Below are 16571 nucleotides of genomic sequence, written 5' to 3'. Positions count from 1 at the left end.
GTCATTTGTATGTCCCTTGAATCGAGTACACCACACATGGATAGGGTTCCGTCACTTGCCAGCATTGCTTCGCGCCTGCGCCTCAAACAACTGCGGTTGCTGATCGCCCTGGAAGATCGCGGCTCGCTGCACAAGGCTGCCGAGCACATTTCGATTTCACAATCCGGCGCCACCAAGGCGCTGCATGAGGTCGAGTCGTTGCTCGGCATGCCGCTGTTCGAGCGTCTGCCCACCGGCCTGGTGGCCAACGAAATGGGCCGTTGCATGATTCGATACGCCCGGCTGATCTACAGCGACGTGGAACACCTGCGCGAGGAAATGCTCAGCATCCTGCAAGGTCAAGGCGGGCGATTGTCGGTGGGGGTGATCATGGGCGCCGTGCCGCTGCTGACCCGGGCCCTGACTGAGTTGCGCCTCAAGCAACCGGAGCTGTCCATCGAACTGGTGGAGAACACCAGCGCCACCTTGCTCGGATTACTGGATCAGGGGCGGCTGGATTTGGCGATTTGTCGCACCAGCGTTGGCTTGCGCTCGGACGCCTACGACTGCATCGAGCTGAGCGATGAGCCTTTGGCGGTGGTCGCCAGCAAGGACCATCCGCTGGCCGGCGCGCATGATTTGCAGCTGTCGCAGTTGAGCGATTATCGCTGGGTGGTCTATCCCAAGGACATGCCGATGCGCCAGGCCCTGGAGCGGGAACTGCATGAAGCGGGGCTGGAGATTCCGCGTTATCCGCTGGAAACCTCGTCGACCTTCGCCACCATTCTGTTGGTGCAACAGGACCCGACCTTGTTGGCGGTGATTCCGGTGGAAGTCGCAACGTTCTGCGAACAGTTCGACTTGCTGGTGAAGCTGCCCGTGTCGATGCGTGCCTTGATCGAGCCCTATGGCGTGATCAGCCGGGCCGGCGCCGACTTGCCGCCGGCGGCGACCCTGCTGATCAACGAACTGCAGCAGACGCCGGTTACTTGATCACAATGGGATTTACCGGTGCGCCCGTACCGCCGACGATCTTCAGCGGCGCGGCGGTGTAGAGGAACTGCCACTGGCCGTCCGCGGCGCAATCGCTGGCCAGCTCGTCGAGCAATGCCACCTCGGTGAATGTCACGCCGAGGTTGCGCATCAAGGCATTGTGCAGCGGGATCAGCACGCCGGAACTCGGGTCGACCGCCACTTCGTTGGCCATGGTGTCAGTCACCAGATTGGGGATTTCCATCTGGTGAAACCATTCCACCAGCTCGCGGCTGAAGGTCAGTCCCGGCTCGGCAAAGTCCTTGTAGAATTCTTCCGGCTCGCGCTCATAGAACGAGCCGATCCAGCCGGTGCGGATGATCAGGATGTCGCGTTTCTGGATCTCGATGCCCTGGGCTTTCGCTGCTGCCAGCAAGTCCAGGTGATTGAACGTCTCGCCCTTGTCCAGCACTGACTTGCCGCGATGGCGGGCCATGTCGATCAGCACCGCGCGCCCGACAATCCCGCGCTCGGCAATCGGCAGGATGCTGGCCTTGTCCATGCTGCCAATGGTGCTCATGGCGTCGTAGCCGTTCCACAGTTTGTTGTCGTGCCAGACGTGGCCCAATGCGTCGTATTGGGTCGAGCCTTGCAGGTGCATGAAGATCACATCGTCGGCGTATTCCACGTGGCCGTCGAAGTGGGTTTTTCCGGCCAGGAAGTGCCCCTTGTCCAGCACATTGACGCGCATCGACGGACGTCGGCCGGGCCACAAAGGTTCGCCCTTGGGATGGCCGATCTGCACTTGCAGGGTGAAAGTCTTGCCTTGGCGCACGGCGGCGATACCCCGCAGGATTTCCGCGCTCTGCAGGTAATTCAGGGCGCCGACTTCATCGTCCGGCCCCCATTTTCCCCAGTTGGTGGGCAGGCCTTCGAGCAAGGCCTTGATATCAGGAGAACGGTCGGTGGCGGTGTTATTGGGATTGTGGTCGCACATGAGGGTTGTCCTTGGAATTGGCAGACCTGCACAGTTCCCCTGTGGGAGCGAGCCTGCTCGCGAAAGCGGTGTGTCAGACACATAAATGTTGACTGACAGTCCCTATTCGCGAGCAGGCTCGCTCCCACAGGTTCTGTGCATGGCTTCAGGTCAGGGGTTACTTGATCGGTGAGAAATCCGCCGCGATCAGCAGTTTCGATTCCATTTTTTCCAGCATCGGGAAAGCGATCGGCACGAAGCCTTCGAGCCAGTCCGGGTCTTGATACAACGCGGCGCGTTTTTTGATTCGGTCATCCAGGCTCTCGTAGGCCCAGATATGGATCACCTGATTCAGCTCGCCGATTTCGGTGTACCACCAGCCCACCAGCGTGGCGTAGCGGGAGATCACCGGCAGGCCGTTTTCCTCGAAGTGCTTAAGGTAGGTTTGCATCTTGCCGATCTGCAGGGTGTAGGTGCGCATTTCATAAAACATGGGGGACGTCTCTTAAGAATGAATGCCGTGGAAGGCGTGGCTGATGATCCGTTCGATATCGGCGGCCGTGGTCAGGCGCGGGTTGACCAGGACGTTGCCGCTGCGCATGGAATCGCTGACCATTTGCGGCATGTAGTCCAGGTCCACGCCCAGGTCCTTGATGTTGTCGGGAATGCCGATGGCCTTGTTCAGCGCCACCACGTGTTCCACCACTTTGTGGCCGGCGCGGGCAGGGCTCAGGCCGTCGACGTTCTCGCCCATGGCGATGGCGATCTCGCGGAACAGCTCCGGGCAGGCCGGCAGGTTGTATTCAATGACGTAGGGCAGCAGCGTGGCGTTGGCGATGCCATGGGGAATGTTGAACACGCCGCCGAACGTGTGGGAGATCGCATGCACGTTGCCCAGTTTCGATTGGGCGAAGGCGACGCCCGCGAGGAACGAGCCGAGCAGCAGTTGTTCCCGGGCATGCAGGTCGGAACCGGCGAAAAACGCCTTGGGCAAGTACGTGCAGATCATCTTGATCGCTTGCAGCGCCAGGGCCTGGCTGACCGGGTTGGCCTGCTTCGACACATAGGATTCGATGGCGTGGGTCAAGGCATCCATGCCGGTGGCGGCGGTGATCGACGGCGGTAATTTCAGCGTCAGTTCGGCGTCGAGAATCGCCAGTTTGGGAAACAGCGCCGGGCTGATGATCACGGTCTTGAACAGGGTCTTGGTGTTGGTGAATACCGTGGACGCGGTGCATTCGCTGCCGGTGCCCGAGGTGGTCGGAATGGCAAAGACCGGCAGCGGCGGGTGCAGCAGTTTGTCGTACCCTTCGTAGTCGAGAATGTTGCCGGGGTTGGTGGCCATCGCCGCCACACCCTTGGCGGTGTCGATACTGCTGCCACCACCGACGCCGATCACTGAATCGCAATCGTGGCTTTTCAGAAACGCCACGGCGCGCTCCAGCACATCGGTGGTGGGGTTGGGCTCGACGCCGGAAAACACTTCATAACCGATGTCACTTTCGGCCAGCGAGGCAAAAAAACCTTCCATCACGCCTGATGCCATCAGCCCTTCATCAGTGACCACCAGCAGTTTTTTTCGAACATGGGGCTTGAGCAATGCACCGGCCTGGCGCACCAGGCCGTTACCGCTCTTCAAGGTCGTGGGGAAATAAAACTGAAACGGGTTCATGTGCTACTCCGGTTCTTATTGGTCTGGAAACCGAGCCTTGGCGGTCCGCGTCGGGACCTGATCGCAGGCGGGTTTGGGCAACAGTAATAAGCGCCGCAGGCGGCCGGTAATGAAAAGGTCTGATACAGCGATCACCCTTTGTCATCCCCCGGCGAACCGGTGTGCAGTGGTAACGTAAGGCTTTCGAACTGTCGGGAGCATCGTCATGGAATTGGGTATATCGGGGCGCTGGGCGATTGTCTGCGCCGCCAGCAAGGGCCTGGGTCTGGCCTGTGCGCGGGCCTTGGCGAAGGAGGGCGTCAACCTGGTGATCAACGCCCGTGGCAATGAAACGTTGCAGGCTGCCGCCGACGAATTGCGCAAACTGGCACCCACTATTGAAGTGCGCACGGTGGCCGGGGACATCAGCGAGTCGGTGGTGCGCGAGCAGGTTTTGGCGGCCTGCGCGCAGGTGGACATCCTGATCAACAACGCGGGCGGGCCGCCGCCGGGGGACTTTCGCGACTGGGAACGTGAAGACTGGTTGAAGGCGCTGGACGCCAACATGCTCACGCCCATCGAGCTGATCAAGGCCTGCGTCGACGGCATGGCCGAGCGTGGGTTCGGGCGCATCGTCAACATCACCTCCGGTGCGGTTAAAGCGCCGATTGATGTGCTGGGGCTGTCCAACGGTGCCCGCAGCGGGCTGACCGGTTTCATCGCCGGGCTCGCGCGCCAGTCGCGGCTGGCCGGGCACAACGTGACCATCAACAATTTGCTGCCCGGCCCGTTCGAGACCGAGCGCCTGCACAAAACCCTGAATGCCGCCGCCGAAGCCAATGGTGCGACGCTGGAAAGCATCAGCGAACAGCGGCGCAAGCACGTTCCGGCCCAGCGTTTCGGCCAGCCCGACGAGTTTGGCGCCTATTGCGCGTTCATTTGCAGCGCCCACGCCGGTTTCCTCACTGGGCAAAACCTGCTGCTGGACGGCGGCAGCTACCCCGGTACGTTCTAATCCGGCGGGGGATGACGAGTGGCGATCCCCCAATCAGATCCCCTCATTATTCAGCTGTCGGGCGCGTGATTAGAGTGGAGCCCGCTTGCCCAGTGCCAGTCAGTCAAGACGCTCCCACAGGGAATGCGGTGTTTGACCGACAGGCATTGGGCCGCTTGTATCCACAACAATAAGAGCGCCCCTCATGAACAACCCGAGTGCCGAAACACTGCGGCTGGCAGCCGTGTCCGCCACCGAGCGTCCCACCACCGTGCGCTGGCGGATCTTCCTCATCATGTTGTTGCTGACCGCCATCAACTACATCGACCGCGCCTCGCTGTCGGTGGCCTTGCCGCTGATATCCGCCGAGTTCCAGATTCCGCCGGCGCTGGAAGGCTTGATGCTCAGCGCGTTTTTCTGGTCCTACGCCTTGATGCAGATTCCCGGCGGCATGCTGCTCGATCGCTACCAGACCCGCCGGGTCATCGTCATCGCGACCGTTGCCTGGGGCGCCTTCCAGGCCCTGGCAGCCGGTGCGCACAACTGGATCACATTGCTGATCACCCGCATGGGCCTGGGCATCGCCGAATCCCCGATCATGCCCGCCGGCGCCAAACTCAACGGCGCCTGGCTGACGCCCAATGAACGCGGACGCGGCGCGGTGCTGGTGGACGGCGGCGCCCCCTTGGGCAGCGCGTTTGGCGCGATCATTATTGCCGGGCTGATCGGCTGGTTCGATTCCTGGCGCATCGCGTTCGTGATTGCCGGTGTCGGCACCATGCTCGCGGGTGTGCTGGCCTGGAAATACATTCGCAACCACCCCAGCGAACACCCCGGCGTCAACGCTGCGGAACTGGCCCACATCACAGAAGGCAACACCAAAGTCAGCCAACCCGGTGCGGTGACCAGCATTCCCCTCAAAGAACTGCTCAAGGACCGCTCGGTACTGGCGATGTTCGCCGGTTACTGCTGCATCCTCAGCGTGTTCTATGGCTTGCTGACCTGGATGCCAAGCTACCTGCATCAGACCCACGGCCTGAACATTTCGAGCATGGGCGGCGCGACGTTCCTGATCTTCATGTGCGGGTTCGTCGGTGAACTGGTCGGTGGTTATCTGGGGGATAAATGGAAATCCAGCGGCGCCTCGCCCAACCTGGTCATGCGCAGCATGTTCAGCGGCTCGGCGTTGATTGCGGCCGTGTGCATGCTGGCGGTGGCGTATGCGACTGAGGCCAGCAAAGCGATCGGCCTGCTCTGCGTGGCGATGTTCTTTATTCGCTGGTGCGGCATGTACTGGTGCATTCCCTCGATCCTCGGTGGCACCTCGAAAACCGGCGTACTGGCCGGCACCATGAACTTCTGCGGGAACATGGCCGGGGTGATCGTGCCGATCCTGATCGGGCTGATCGTGCAGTTCACCGGCTCGTACTTCCTGGTGCTGATCTTCTTCGTGGTCATGGCCGGGCTGCTGGCGATATTCTCCAGCCTGATCGATTATCGGGAACGAGGGCTGGCGTGACAGAAAGCGGAGGGCAGGTGAGCGTCGATATCGAATGCGTGGTGGTCGGGGCCGGCGTGGTCGGGCTGGCAGTCGCCAGGGCCCTGGCGATGAGCGGGCGCGAAGTGATCCTGGTCGAGGCGGGCGAGGGCAGTGGTGTGGGCGTCAGTTCGCGCAATTCCGAAGTGATCCACGCCGGTATCTATTACCCGAATGGCAGCCTCAAGGCGCAATTGTGCGTGGAGGGCAAGCAACGCCTGTACGCCTTCTGCGAGGAGCGCGGCGTCGGTTATCAACGGCTGGGCAAGCTGATCGTCGCCACCGATGACCACCAGCGCACGGCTTTGCAGACCTTGCTTGAGGCCGGTCGGCGCAACGGTGTCGATGACCTGCAATGGCTGGACGCCGATCAGGCGCGGGAGCTTGAGCCGGCGTTGTCCTGCGTTGCCGCGCTCTGGTCGCCGTCCACCGGCATTGTCGATTCCCATGCATTGATGTTGGCGCTCCAGGCCGATGCCGAAGCTTGTGGCGCGTCGTTGGCGTTTCACACGCCGCTGGTGTCGGCTCGATGCATTGAACAAGGGTTCGCGCTGCAAATGGGCGGCGCCGAGCCCATGACCTTGAGCTGTCGCGAGTTGATCAATTGCGCTGGATTGTCCGCGCCGCAGGTGGCGAGCCGGATTGAAGGCTTGCCGGCGCAGCATGTGCCAACGGCCCGATTGTGCAAGGGCAGCTATTTCAGTTACAGCGGCCGGGCGCCGTTCCGGCATCTGGTCTATCCCGCCCCGGAAAGCGCCGGGCTGGGCGTGCACATGACCCTCGATCTGGGCGGCCAGGCGCGCTTCGGGCCGGATGTCGAATGGGTCGACCATATCGACTATCGCGTCGATCCACGCCGCGCCGACGGTTTTTATCAAGCGATCCGCCGCTACTGGCCGGCACTGCCCGATGACAGCCTGCAACCGGCCTACAGCGGCATCCGGCCGAAAATCACCGGCCCGACAGAACCGGCCGCCGACTTCGTCATCAGCGGCCCGGCCGAGCATGGCGTGCCGGGGTTGGTGAATTTGTTCGGTATCGAATCACCGGGGCTGACCAGTTGTCTGGCGTTGGCCGATCGGGTCGTGGCAACGCTGACCGGATAACCTGTGTACCGATGATCAGCGGCTGCGCTGCCGCTTGTCCATGCGGGTTATGCTTGGAATTACGCCCATTAATGGGAGAACTCTGATGATCAACGTACGCACTGCCCGCATGCTTGCCGATTACAAACGCTGGGCCAATCAGCGCCTCTTTGACAGCCTGGCCGCGCTGCCGCCGGGTGAGGTCAGCAAAGAGCGGGTCTCGGTGTTCAAAAACATGATCGGCACCTTGAACCACATCTACGTGGTGGACTGCATCTGGCAGGCCCACCTCGAAGGCCGAGGGCACGGCTTCAAGACGTCACACGATCTGTTGCATGCCGAACTGCCTGATTTGCGCATGGCACAAAAGGACATCGATCACTGGTACTGCGACTGGAGCGCCCGGCAGACCGAGGCCTCGCTGGATAAACCGGTCGAGTTCACCTTTGTCTCGGGCGAAAGCGGCACCATGAGTGCCGGCGCGATGTTGCTGCACGTGGTCAATCACGCCAGCTACCACCGCGGCTGGGTGATCCAGATGTACTTCGACATTCCGGCCATGCCGCCGATGACGGACATGCCGATCTACCTGCGCGAGACCGATCCGAATTTCAACTCGCTCAGTGCCCCGGCAGTCGCGCCGACATGTGGTGTGCAATTTTCGAGCGCAACCAGCGTTCTGCCGGATCGTTATCGTTGACCCCGTTCCAGACCATGGACAGTTCGGACAGGTTGATATCAAACGGCGCGTCGTCGGCACGCAGCTGGCTGCTGCCTTCGATCAGCGCGCACGCCGCGTAATCCGGCACCGTGGCGAGCATCTCGGTGCCCGCCAGCAGGGCCCGCAGCCCTGAGAACTGAGGCACCGCCAGCACCACTCGCCGCGAGCGACCGATGCTCGCGAGGTCGTTGTCGATGGCTCCGGTCAAATCCCCGGAAAACGACACCAGCGCGTGCGGCCGTTCGCAGTATTCATCCAGGGTCAGGGTGCCGGGCCGATCATCCCCGCGCAGAATCTTGACGCTCAAGTCCCGCAGCTTCTTGCGCTTGGCGTTGGCCGGCAACTCGGTGGTGAAACTGACCCCGACGGAAATCTCCCCGGTGGCGAGCATCGACGACATCAGGAGGAAATTCACCCGCCGCACCACCACAACCACGTTCTGCGCCTCTTCGCGGATTTGCTTGAGCAGCGGCGGAAACAGCCCGAACTCGGCATCGTCGGACAGGCCGATGCGAAACACGTCGCGACTGGTGGACGGGTCGAAATCCTTGGCCCGGCTCACCGCACCGGAAATGGTGTCCATCGCCGGTTGCAACTCCTTGAGAATCGCCAGGGCCCGCTGGGTCGGCTCCAGCACCCGGCCGTTACGCACCAGCAACGGGTCGTCGAACAGATCGCGCAATTTGGCCAGTGAGGCACTGACGGCGGGCTGGCCGAGGAACAGCTTCTCCCCGGCCCGGGTCAGGTTCTTTTCGAACATCAGGGTTTCGAAAATCACCAGCAGGTTCATGTCCACGCGGCGCAGGTCATTGCGGTTCATGGCGGGATGCTCGGAGGTTTCGGAATCTCTTCAGTAAAGCACCAAACCCCGAGTGTGCGATGTGCACGGGTGTTCGCCCCTGACCACGCTCCCTCATTGGATCTTCAGCGAGCACAAATGCTGTGTACGACATCAATCAACTGTGGGAGCGGGCTTGCTCGCGAAGAGGGAGTGTCAGTAGACATAGAGGCTGCCTGACACACTGCTTTCGCGAGCAAGCCCGCTCCCACAGGGATAATTGTCAGCTCACCGCCACCTCCGGGCAACGCACGGCATCGGACGCCAGCAACGCCTCGATCTCTTCCTCGGAAAAAGCAAACTCCCGCAACACCGACCGCGAGTGCTCACCATTCGTCGGCGCCGGCGCATACGGCGTTTGCGCCGCCTCCAGGCTGTTGATCGGAAACCCCGGGACTCGCACCACGCCGTGTTGTGGGTGGTGCAGATCCACCAGCATGCCGTTGCTGGCGATCTGCGGATGGGCTAGCACATCGTTGTAATCGCTGACCTTGGAACAGAGGATGTCGGCTTCGCGCAGCACCTGCAGCCAATGCGCCGTGGGCCGGGTGCGGAACACGTCGGTCAGCGCCGCGCACATGGCTTGGCGATGCACGACCCGCTGCGCCGAGCTGGCGAAATGCGGGTCGTCGATCCACTCCGGATGCCCGAGCACTCCACACAAGGCTGGCCAGCGATTGCCGTTATAGGCGGCGACCATCAGCCAGCCATCCGCCGCCTCAAAGGCTTCGTTGGGCGCGGAGTAGGGCGCGGCGCTGCCGATCCGGGTCGGCAACTTGCCGTCGCACAGGAAGCTCGCCAACGACGCCTGTTGCAGCGCCAGTGCCGAGTTCATCAGGCTGACGTCGAGGTGGCCGCCCAAACCGTCCTTTTCCCTCGCGTGCAACTTGGCCAAAACGGCCATGCAGGCCATGTAGCCCGTCACCACATCGACCACCGGCGCCTGCACCTTGGACGGTGCGGAACCCGGTGTGCCGATCAGGCTCATCAGCCCGGAATCGGCTTGCAGAATACCGTCGACCCCGGCTCGATCCGCGTAGGGACCTTGTTGGCCGTAGGCGGAAGTCGAGCAGTAAATCAGGTCCGGTTTCAGTGCCGCCATGGCCTCGTAACCCAGCCCGAGCCGGGCCATGACGCCGGGACGCATGCTCTCGATCAGTACATCGGCTTGCAACACCAGGCGTTTGATCACCGCCGCGCTGTCCGGGTGTTTCAGGTCCAGGCTCAAGCCCAGTTTGCCGCGGTTGAAACCGTGAAAGAGCGCGCTGTCGTCGCCGACCCACGCCGGGCCGAGGGTGCGGCCGAGCTCGCCTTCATGGGGTTCGACCTTGATCACCCGCGCGCCCATGTCGGCCATCAGCATCGTGGCCGTCGGGCCAGCGGCGATCTGGGTGAAATCGAGGACGGTCAGGCCGTCCAATGCTTTGCGTAACATGTTCGCCTCCTCGGGCCGTTAACGGCCCGTGTAGTGCGGCGTGCGTTTCTCGGCAAATGCCTGGCGGCCTTCGATGCGGTCTTCGGTGTCGCGCAGCACGCCCCAGTACAGTTCAGTCAGGCGCTGGGCATCGCGGTCGCTCAGGTGCGCGGTGCTGCGGGCCAGGGTTTGCAGGGCCTGGATCGCCAGTGGCGCTTGCCGGGCAATCTGCTCGGCCAGGGCCAGTGCCCGTTGCAGCAGGGCATCGCGAGTGTCCAGGCGTTCCGAAATCAGGCCGATGGCCTGGGCCTGCGCGGCGTCGATGCGCGCTCCGGTCAGCGCCATTTGCATCGCGTGCGCCGGGGGCACGGCGCGCATCAGCCGATGCAGGCCGCTGACCGCCGGAATCGAGCCGACCACGGCTTCCGGCAGACCGAAAGTCGCACTGTCACTGGCGATGCGCAGATCACATTGCAACGCCAGTTCCAGCCCACCGCCCAGGCAATGGCCATTGATGGCAGCGATCAACGGCTTGTGCAGGTCCAGGTCGGTGAGGTCCATCTGGCGGATGTAGAGGCCGGCGTCTGCCGCAGCTTCATTGGCGAGAAACAGCGCCTCGGCGTAGGAGGCCGATGAATCCCGCGTACTTTTCAGATCGGCACCGACGCAGAACGCCCGTTCGCCGCTGCCGGTGATCACCGCCGCGCGCAAGTCGCGACGGTCGCGCACTTCCAGCAGATGGCCACGCAAGGCCTGCAGCGAGTCCAGGTCCAGGGCGTTGAGCGCTGGCGGCCGATCAAGCGTGATCAGCGCCACGGCGCCGTGTGTTTCGAAGGTGACTGACATGGCGTTCACCTCACACACTGGCCGAGGACAGACTGCGTCCGCCACACACATACAAGGTTTGCCCGGTGACGTAGCTGCTGGCCGGGGCGAGAAAAAACTCCACGGCGTTGGCGATGTCGTCCGGGGTGCCGATGCGTTTCACCGGTACGGTGTCCTTGAGTTTGGCCTGTACTTCGGGCGCGAAACTCTGGAACAGCGGCGTGTCGACGATGCCCGGCGCAATGGCGTTGACGGTGATGCCCTTGGCGGCGAATTCGATGGCCAGGCTGCGGGTCAGGCTGACTACGCCACCCTTGGCCGCTGAATAATTGGCTTGACCAAAACCGCCGAGCCACGCCCGGGACGACATGTTGACAATCCGCCCGAAGCCTCTCTCCAGCATCAACGGCAGCGCAGCTTTGCAGCAGAGAAATTGCGCCCGCAGATTAGTGTCCACCACCAGGTCCCAGTCCTGCTCGGTCATGTTGAGGAAGCGTTTGTCGCGCACGACGCCGGCATTGTTCACCAGATAATCCAGTCGACTGTGCGTCTCGCGTATCTGTGCGAACGCGGCGTTGACGGACTCGCCTTCGGTCAGGTCCAGGGCAATACCGGCGACTTGCACGTCTTCCGATTGCAGAGCGCTGACGCTGCTGTTCAGCGCCTGTTCGTCGCGGTCCAGCAGGTAAACGAAAACGCCTTGCTGCGCCAGACGTTCGGCGATAGCGAGACCGATGCCACGGGCGGCGCCGGTGACGACGGCGACCTGGCCGGCTGAGAAGTTCTTATTGTTCATGGCTTCAGACTCCGAGAATGTGCACGGCGGACGCCGCGTGGTCGACCCCGGCGATACCGCCGCCGGTGCATTGCGCCAGGCCCAGGCGCGGTGTGCCGGCCTGTCGGTCGCCCGCGCGGCCTTGCAACTGCCAGAACAACTCGACCATTTGCGCGACGCCCGTTGCGCCCAATGGATGCCCTTTGGCGAGCAGGCCGCCACTCGGATTGACCGGCACGCGACCCCCGAGGGAGGTGGCGCCCGAATGCAACAGCGACACGGCTTCACCCGGCGCGGCCAGACCCAAGGCTTCGTAATACAACAGCTCGGCGATGGTGAAAGCGTCGTGCAGCTCGACCACGCCGATATCGGCGGGTGCGACACCGGCCTGTTCATAAGCCAGGCGCGCGGCGCGGGCGGTGATCTCGGCGTCGAGAATGTCCTCGTCACCGCTTTCACGCAGGCCCGAAACGATGATCGAACCCAGCACTTTCACGTCTTTGGCGTGAGGGCCGGGTTTGTTGCCCAACACCAGCGCGGCGGCGCCGTCCACTTGCGACGGGCAGCACTGCAACAGGGTCAGCGGGTCGGCAATCATCCGCGAGGCGAGCACCTCTTCGAGGCTGACTTCCGTGCGTTGCTGGGCGTATGGGTTGAGCGAACCGTTGTGGCGATTCTTCACCGCCACCGCTGCCAGGTCGGCAGGCTTGGCGTCACGCTCGTGGAGGAAACGAGTGGCACGCATGGCGTAGACCGCTGGCAATACCATGCCGGCCGTGGCGTACAGATCGGTCATGCGGTCGTTGCGCTGCATCGGAATCGTGCCGCCGCCCAACGCAGTCAGCTGCTCGATGCCGAACACCAGCACGCGTTCGTACTGACCGGCCAGCAAGGCGTGGCGCGCCAGATGCACAGCGGTGGCGCCGCTGGCGCAGGCGTTTTCGATGTTGTAGACCGGAATACCTTTGAGGCCCAGATCCCGCAGAATCACCTGGCCAAGAATCATGCCGCCCAGCACGTTGGCGCAGTACACGGCCTGAATGTCGGCCAGTTGCAGACCGGCATCGGCCACCGCATCGAGAATCGCCCGTTGCGCCAACTCGGGCGCCATGACGCCGGGGTGACGGCCGAAAACGGTCATTGCGCCGCCCATTACATGCATCTGGCTCATGGACGTGCCTCCAGGGATTGGAAAACGTAGCCGAAAGTGTCGTCGGCGATCACTCGGCATTTTTCGCCGATGTCGGGGCGGGCGGGGCTGTCGATCAGACGCCCGAACAAACGCACCGGACCTGGCAGGTCGACGTAGGCGAGGACGAAGGGTGGAAGTCCGCTTTTCGGGCTCGGGTGCATGATGGTGAAGCTGTAGACCTGGCCCTCGGTGTCGAGAACGGCATCGTCGAATTGGCTGCTGAGCGGGGACTCGGCAGGCACGGCCGGGAAAAACATTTCACCGCTGCGACGATGGCGCGAGGCGCGCAGGCTCGGCGGCGTGGTGGCGGCCCAGACGGGCGAGGAAAAACTCATGATGACCTCCTGTTGTTATGGGCTCGCAGGCGAGCGCTGGAGGTCATGGTCGGATAGGGCAGAAGGTGCGACAAACGATATAAAAACCGGGGTTGATTGAGAAAAAATCAAACCATGATGGGGAGGATGAGGTGCCGATGTCCTTCAATTACACGCAGGACCTGTGGGAGCGGGTTTGCCCGCGAAAGCGGTGTGTCAGCCGATGTAGATGTTAGATGTACCGGCCTCTTCGCGGGCAAGCCCGCTCCCACAGGTTTTGGCTCTACTCAGGCGGGTCGAGTTGATCCAATGCCCGGTTCACCGCCAACTCACCCAACATGATGACTTGGGCAATGCCCAGCAGGGAGTTGCGACTCGGTCCCTCCATATGGTCCGCCAGATCCATGGTCATGACATTGGCCGAGGCCAGCGACTCGCACGCATGGGCCAGCAGGGTTTCGGTGTCGAGCTCCGGATTGACGATGAACATGGTGCCGGGTTTGCGCGGGGTGGCTTGGATGTCGGCGGGCGACTTTAGGTGAAAGTCGAGAGCGCGCTCGGCGGCTTCGTGGAGTTTTTTTGAATCGAGGCTTTCGTAGGGGGATGCTGGATCGGTGTCCGGCGGGTTGGGTGTCGGTTTGAACATGATTTCTTTTCCTGTGGTGATGCAGCCACTCCATCGCTACTAAACGAGGGGTGGCGGCTGTACGCAGGTTAGTAGACCGGGGAAAAGAAGAAAGCCGGCGCGCCCGAGGGCGCCCTACGCACAGCCACCATCAAATGCAGGCATGGACATACCTGTCTGACGGACACTCGTGCAGACTTCTAATACCACGGGCTACTAAACCCGATCACTGATGGGCAGTGACGGGGTTCAAGTTACCGAGCAGCCCCAAGGCGCACAAGCCGGCGGATTCTGGCGTAACCGTAGGCAATGACGCAAGGCGCTGTAGCTTTCGTGAAGTAACCTACAGAGCTTTTAAACAAGCGTTACAGGCGATGTTGAATGTGTGGATGACGCGACAACACATATCTGTAGGACCACCACGGACCTGTGGGAGCGGGCTTGCTCGCGAAAGCGATGTTTCTGAGTATAAAGAGGCCCGGTTTATTCAAACAATCGAATCAATATCGAGGGTATGCGGCGCCCCAATGGTGTGCCCGTAGATCGAGGACAATAGCGCGTCACTATTCGCGCTCTCCGGTGCCATGGCCAACTGTTCGGCGGCTTGGTTTTCCGGATGTGCCTGCCAGCGCGGCAGGTTGTCTGCCAGTTGTTCCGGTTGCGCTGAAAGCGTTCCGTAAACATCTTTTTCGCTGACCTTCAGGTACCGAAGCGTCGCCAGCCGAGCCCGTGTTGTTTGTACGTTGTCGATCTCATGATTGAGGGCATCGACAACCTTTTCATGGGCGCGTCTATAGGCATCAGGCCTGGCCAGCAAATCACGCCGTTTATTACGCAACTGCTGAGTGACGCTTGCCAGTGCAGCTTCTACCCGTTCGAATTCCCGCTCGGTGACCAGTGAGCGTTTCGACGCATGCGCTTCTTGCCAACGTCTCAGCGCTGCCCAGCACGCTGGAATGTACCCGCCCACCATCGAGTGGTTGCCGGCGTTGAAAATCTGAGACAGCAGCGACGGCCGATCCGGTAGTCCGTTTTTTTGCTGGATTGCCACGGTACAAGCGGCATGTTGGGTAATGGTGTCGCAACCCGGCTCCCACAGGATCGAGGACTTTTCCTTGCGACCAAACTCCACCGGCATGGCATGCCGCAAAGTGCCGTGGTGTTCGTAGGGCTCGCCCGTCCAGTTGGTGATGCCCGCGACAAACACAGACAATCCGGCAGGTACGTTGACGAAAATCAGCGCCGCTCCAGCGCTATACACTTCGGCCTTGGTGTTCATCCAGCTGCCGGGCACGCTCGGCACCGGGTCGTTGTGGTTGACCATGCGGTAATGCACCAGCGGCGCTGCGCCTTTGGCGAAGTTGGCGTCACCGGCGCGGGGGGCGCCGTAGGTGTAGAGCTGAATGTCGTAGCTTTCCGTTCGGCGACGCAGCATTTCCGAGAGCAACAACGCCACTGCGCCACCGAGGCTGTGGCCGCAGATCAGAAGTTTCTGTCCGGCATAAAATCTATCCAGATAATCCGCCGCGAAGACTGCAGCTTTCTTGGCTGCCTCATAAAACCCTCGGTGTACCTGACCAACCGCTTCCTTGAAGGGCACTTGAAGTGCATCCGCATCACGCAAGCCATCCGCAACGAGTTCATAAGTGCCACGCACAGCAATCAGGATCAGTTCGTCGTTGTGGGTGATGAAGGCTTGGGTATCGGTAGTTTTTTTCTGATCGGTATCGTCGAGAAAGTGAATTTTGGCGGGGTGTTCCTGATCGTCTTTTAGCTCAGGGTCGTTTACTTCATAAAGGCTCGGATCAAACGGCACGATTTCCAGACGTTTGGAGTACGGCACATCCTCATACAGCGGGTAGAAAGCTTTTGGTTGTTCCGCATCGACACGCCACAGCTCATCAAACTTGGCCAACGCATCGCCGAACCAGTTTCCAACGCTGGGTTGTATCGGGAAGGTCACGGTCGGCGTTTCGACAGGGTGACCGTCTGGCTGCTGCCCGAACGGGCAATAACTAAGGGTAGCCATCAGCGCGAGCTGGTAGAGATTCAGCGCACAAAACTCCGGGGCAGTCGATAGCATTGGTCGCAACGCTCGCAGAGGGCGCACTTCCAGAACCGTGTGTTTAAGCGGCATCAGTGCAACACCCTGCTTGCCATGTTCACCCATGATTTTCGCTCTGCCCTGCCTATGCGGGTAATGTCGATAGACCTCAGGCGGCAGGTGAGAAGTATGTTTAACCAAATGGTGCACTTCTACCTGAAAGAATTCGTCGGCGCAGGCTCTTGCGGGATTTTCTCTGGTGCGGGTTGAATTTTTGTTCAGGTAGCGGGTTTGTTCTGCGCGTACTTGTAATTCCGTAATTTCGAGCGGGTAGTGCGGCCTTGTTATTAGATCTTTGTAAGGAGGATCAGCTCCTTGGTATTTCTGGTCAACGATTAGGGCAATGGGTCCAGCAAAGTGGTTACTTACCTTACCTGTTCCCATGAGATCCAAGTACCCATTATATTTCTGGCCTTCCGAGTCAATCGCTGTATAGGCCAGTCCCGCGTAAGGTTCGCCAGAACCTAGTTCGTCGACCAGTTGGAAGCTGGTCCATTTGCCTTGTATGGGGCACGTCAGCACGGTGCTGCTCAACGGTGATGCCAATTCTTGTTCCAATGACGTCATGT

The 16571-nt window shown here is 61.3% G+C and carries 16 protein-coding genes; 5 read left to right on the top strand and 11 right to left on the bottom strand.

Features of this window, described 5'->3' with window-relative positions; all coding sequences use genetic code 11:
• Positions 1 to 36 precede the first annotated feature (36 nt).
• Positions 37 to 972 carry a LysR family transcriptional regulator gene (locus tag ACA055_RS18220; RefSeq protein ID WP_497679923.1) on the top strand — a complete coding sequence of 312 codons (936 nt, stop codon included), beginning with the start codon at positions 37 to 39 and terminating at the stop codon, positions 970 to 972.
• Here ACA055_RS18220 and ACA055_RS18215 read toward each other — a convergent pair.
• The 3 genes from ACA055_RS18215 to ACA055_RS18205 all read right to left on the bottom strand — a co-directional run bounded on the left by ACA055_RS18215 (position 965) and on the right by ACA055_RS18205 (position 3599).
• A complete protein-coding gene (locus ACA055_RS18215; protein WP_497679922.1) occupies positions 965 to 1948 on the bottom strand; it encodes a cyclase family protein in 984 nt (327 codons plus the stop codon). The two genes, ACA055_RS18220 and ACA055_RS18215, sit on opposite strands and share 8 nt — an antisense overlap.
• 157 nt (positions 1949 to 2105) lie before the next feature.
• The gene (locus tag ACA055_RS18210) at positions 2106 to 2420 is read right to left on the bottom strand and encodes an NIPSNAP family protein (RefSeq protein ID WP_497679921.1); all 315 of its coding nucleotides are present in this window, start codon (positions 2418 to 2420) and stop codon (positions 2106 to 2108) included.
• Between the two features lie 12 nt (positions 2421 to 2432).
• The gene (locus tag ACA055_RS18205) at positions 2433 to 3599 is read right to left on the bottom strand and encodes an iron-containing alcohol dehydrogenase (protein ID WP_497679920.1); all 1167 of its coding nucleotides are present in this window, start codon (positions 3597 to 3599) and stop codon (positions 2433 to 2435) included.
• Between the two features lie 205 nt (positions 3600 to 3804).
• On the opposite strand from ACA055_RS18205, the gene ACA055_RS18200 reads away from it, so the two are divergent.
• The 4 genes from ACA055_RS18200 (at position 3805) to ACA055_RS18185 (ending at position 7894) form a co-directional block, all read left to right on the top strand.
• Positions 3805 to 4593, top strand: coding sequence for an SDR family oxidoreductase (locus tag ACA055_RS18200; protein ID WP_497679919.1), 789 nt, complete (start codon positions 3805 to 3807; stop codon positions 4591 to 4593).
• 184 nt (positions 4594 to 4777) lie between these two features.
• Entirely contained in the window at positions 4778 to 6091 is a 1314-nt protein-coding gene (locus ACA055_RS18195; protein WP_497679918.1) for an MFS transporter, read from the top strand.
• A 17-nt stretch (positions 6092 to 6108) separates the two neighbouring features.
• Entirely contained in the window at positions 6109 to 7215 is a 1107-nt protein-coding gene (locus tag ACA055_RS18190) for an NAD(P)/FAD-dependent oxidoreductase (protein ID WP_497679917.1), read from the top strand.
• 85 nt (positions 7216 to 7300) lie between these two features.
• Entirely contained in the window at positions 7301 to 7894 is a 594-nt protein-coding gene (locus tag ACA055_RS18185) for a DinB family protein (protein ID WP_497679916.1), read from the top strand.
• Here the strand turns inward: ACA055_RS18185 and ACA055_RS18180 are convergent.
• From ACA055_RS18180 to ACA055_RS18145, 8 genes are all read right to left on the bottom strand, one after another.
• On the bottom strand, positions 7815 to 8735 hold the full coding sequence (locus tag ACA055_RS18180) for a LysR substrate-binding domain-containing protein (RefSeq protein WP_497679915.1): 921 nt from the start codon (positions 8733 to 8735) through the stop codon (positions 7815 to 7817). The genes ACA055_RS18185 and ACA055_RS18180 overlap by 80 nt on opposite strands.
• A 241-nt stretch (positions 8736 to 8976) precedes the next feature.
• Entirely contained in the window at positions 8977 to 10188 is a 1212-nt protein-coding gene (locus ACA055_RS18175) for a CaiB/BaiF CoA transferase family protein (RefSeq protein WP_497679914.1), read from the bottom strand.
• An 18-nt stretch (positions 10189 to 10206) separates the two neighbouring features.
• Positions 10207 to 11013 carry an enoyl-CoA hydratase/isomerase family protein gene (locus ACA055_RS18170; RefSeq protein WP_497679913.1) on the bottom strand — a complete coding sequence of 269 codons (807 nt, stop codon included), beginning with the start codon at positions 11011 to 11013 and terminating at the stop codon, positions 10207 to 10209.
• A 10-nt stretch (positions 11014 to 11023) separates the two neighbouring features.
• The gene (locus ACA055_RS18165; protein ID WP_497679912.1) at positions 11024 to 11788 is read right to left on the bottom strand and encodes an SDR family NAD(P)-dependent oxidoreductase; all 765 of its coding nucleotides are present in this window, start codon (positions 11786 to 11788) and stop codon (positions 11024 to 11026) included.
• Between the two features lie 4 nt (positions 11789 to 11792).
• Entirely contained in the window at positions 11793 to 12938 is a 1146-nt protein-coding gene (locus ACA055_RS18160) for a thiolase family protein (RefSeq protein ID WP_497679911.1), read from the bottom strand.
• Positions 12935 to 13294, bottom strand: coding sequence for a Zn-ribbon domain-containing OB-fold protein (locus ACA055_RS18155; protein WP_497679910.1), 360 nt, complete (start codon positions 13292 to 13294; stop codon positions 12935 to 12937). The genes ACA055_RS18160 and ACA055_RS18155 overlap by 4 nt, the downstream gene beginning before the upstream one ends.
• A 262-nt stretch (positions 13295 to 13556) precedes the next feature.
• The gene (locus tag ACA055_RS18150) at positions 13557 to 13919 is read right to left on the bottom strand and encodes a DUF6124 family protein (RefSeq protein ID WP_497679909.1); all 363 of its coding nucleotides are present in this window, start codon (positions 13917 to 13919) and stop codon (positions 13557 to 13559) included.
• A 466-nt stretch (positions 13920 to 14385) separates the two neighbouring features.
• Positions 14386 to 16569: a lipase family protein gene (locus tag ACA055_RS18145; RefSeq protein ID WP_497679908.1), complete on the bottom strand. Its 2184-nt coding sequence runs from the start codon at positions 16567 to 16569 to the stop codon at positions 14386 to 14388.
• Positions 16570 to 16571: the final 2 nt, after the last annotated feature.

The organism is Pseudomonas sp. LBUM1657 (assembly GCF_059716075.1).
Note: the sequence above shows the minus strand (reverse complement) of the source record. Positions and strands in the feature narration are given on the sequence as shown.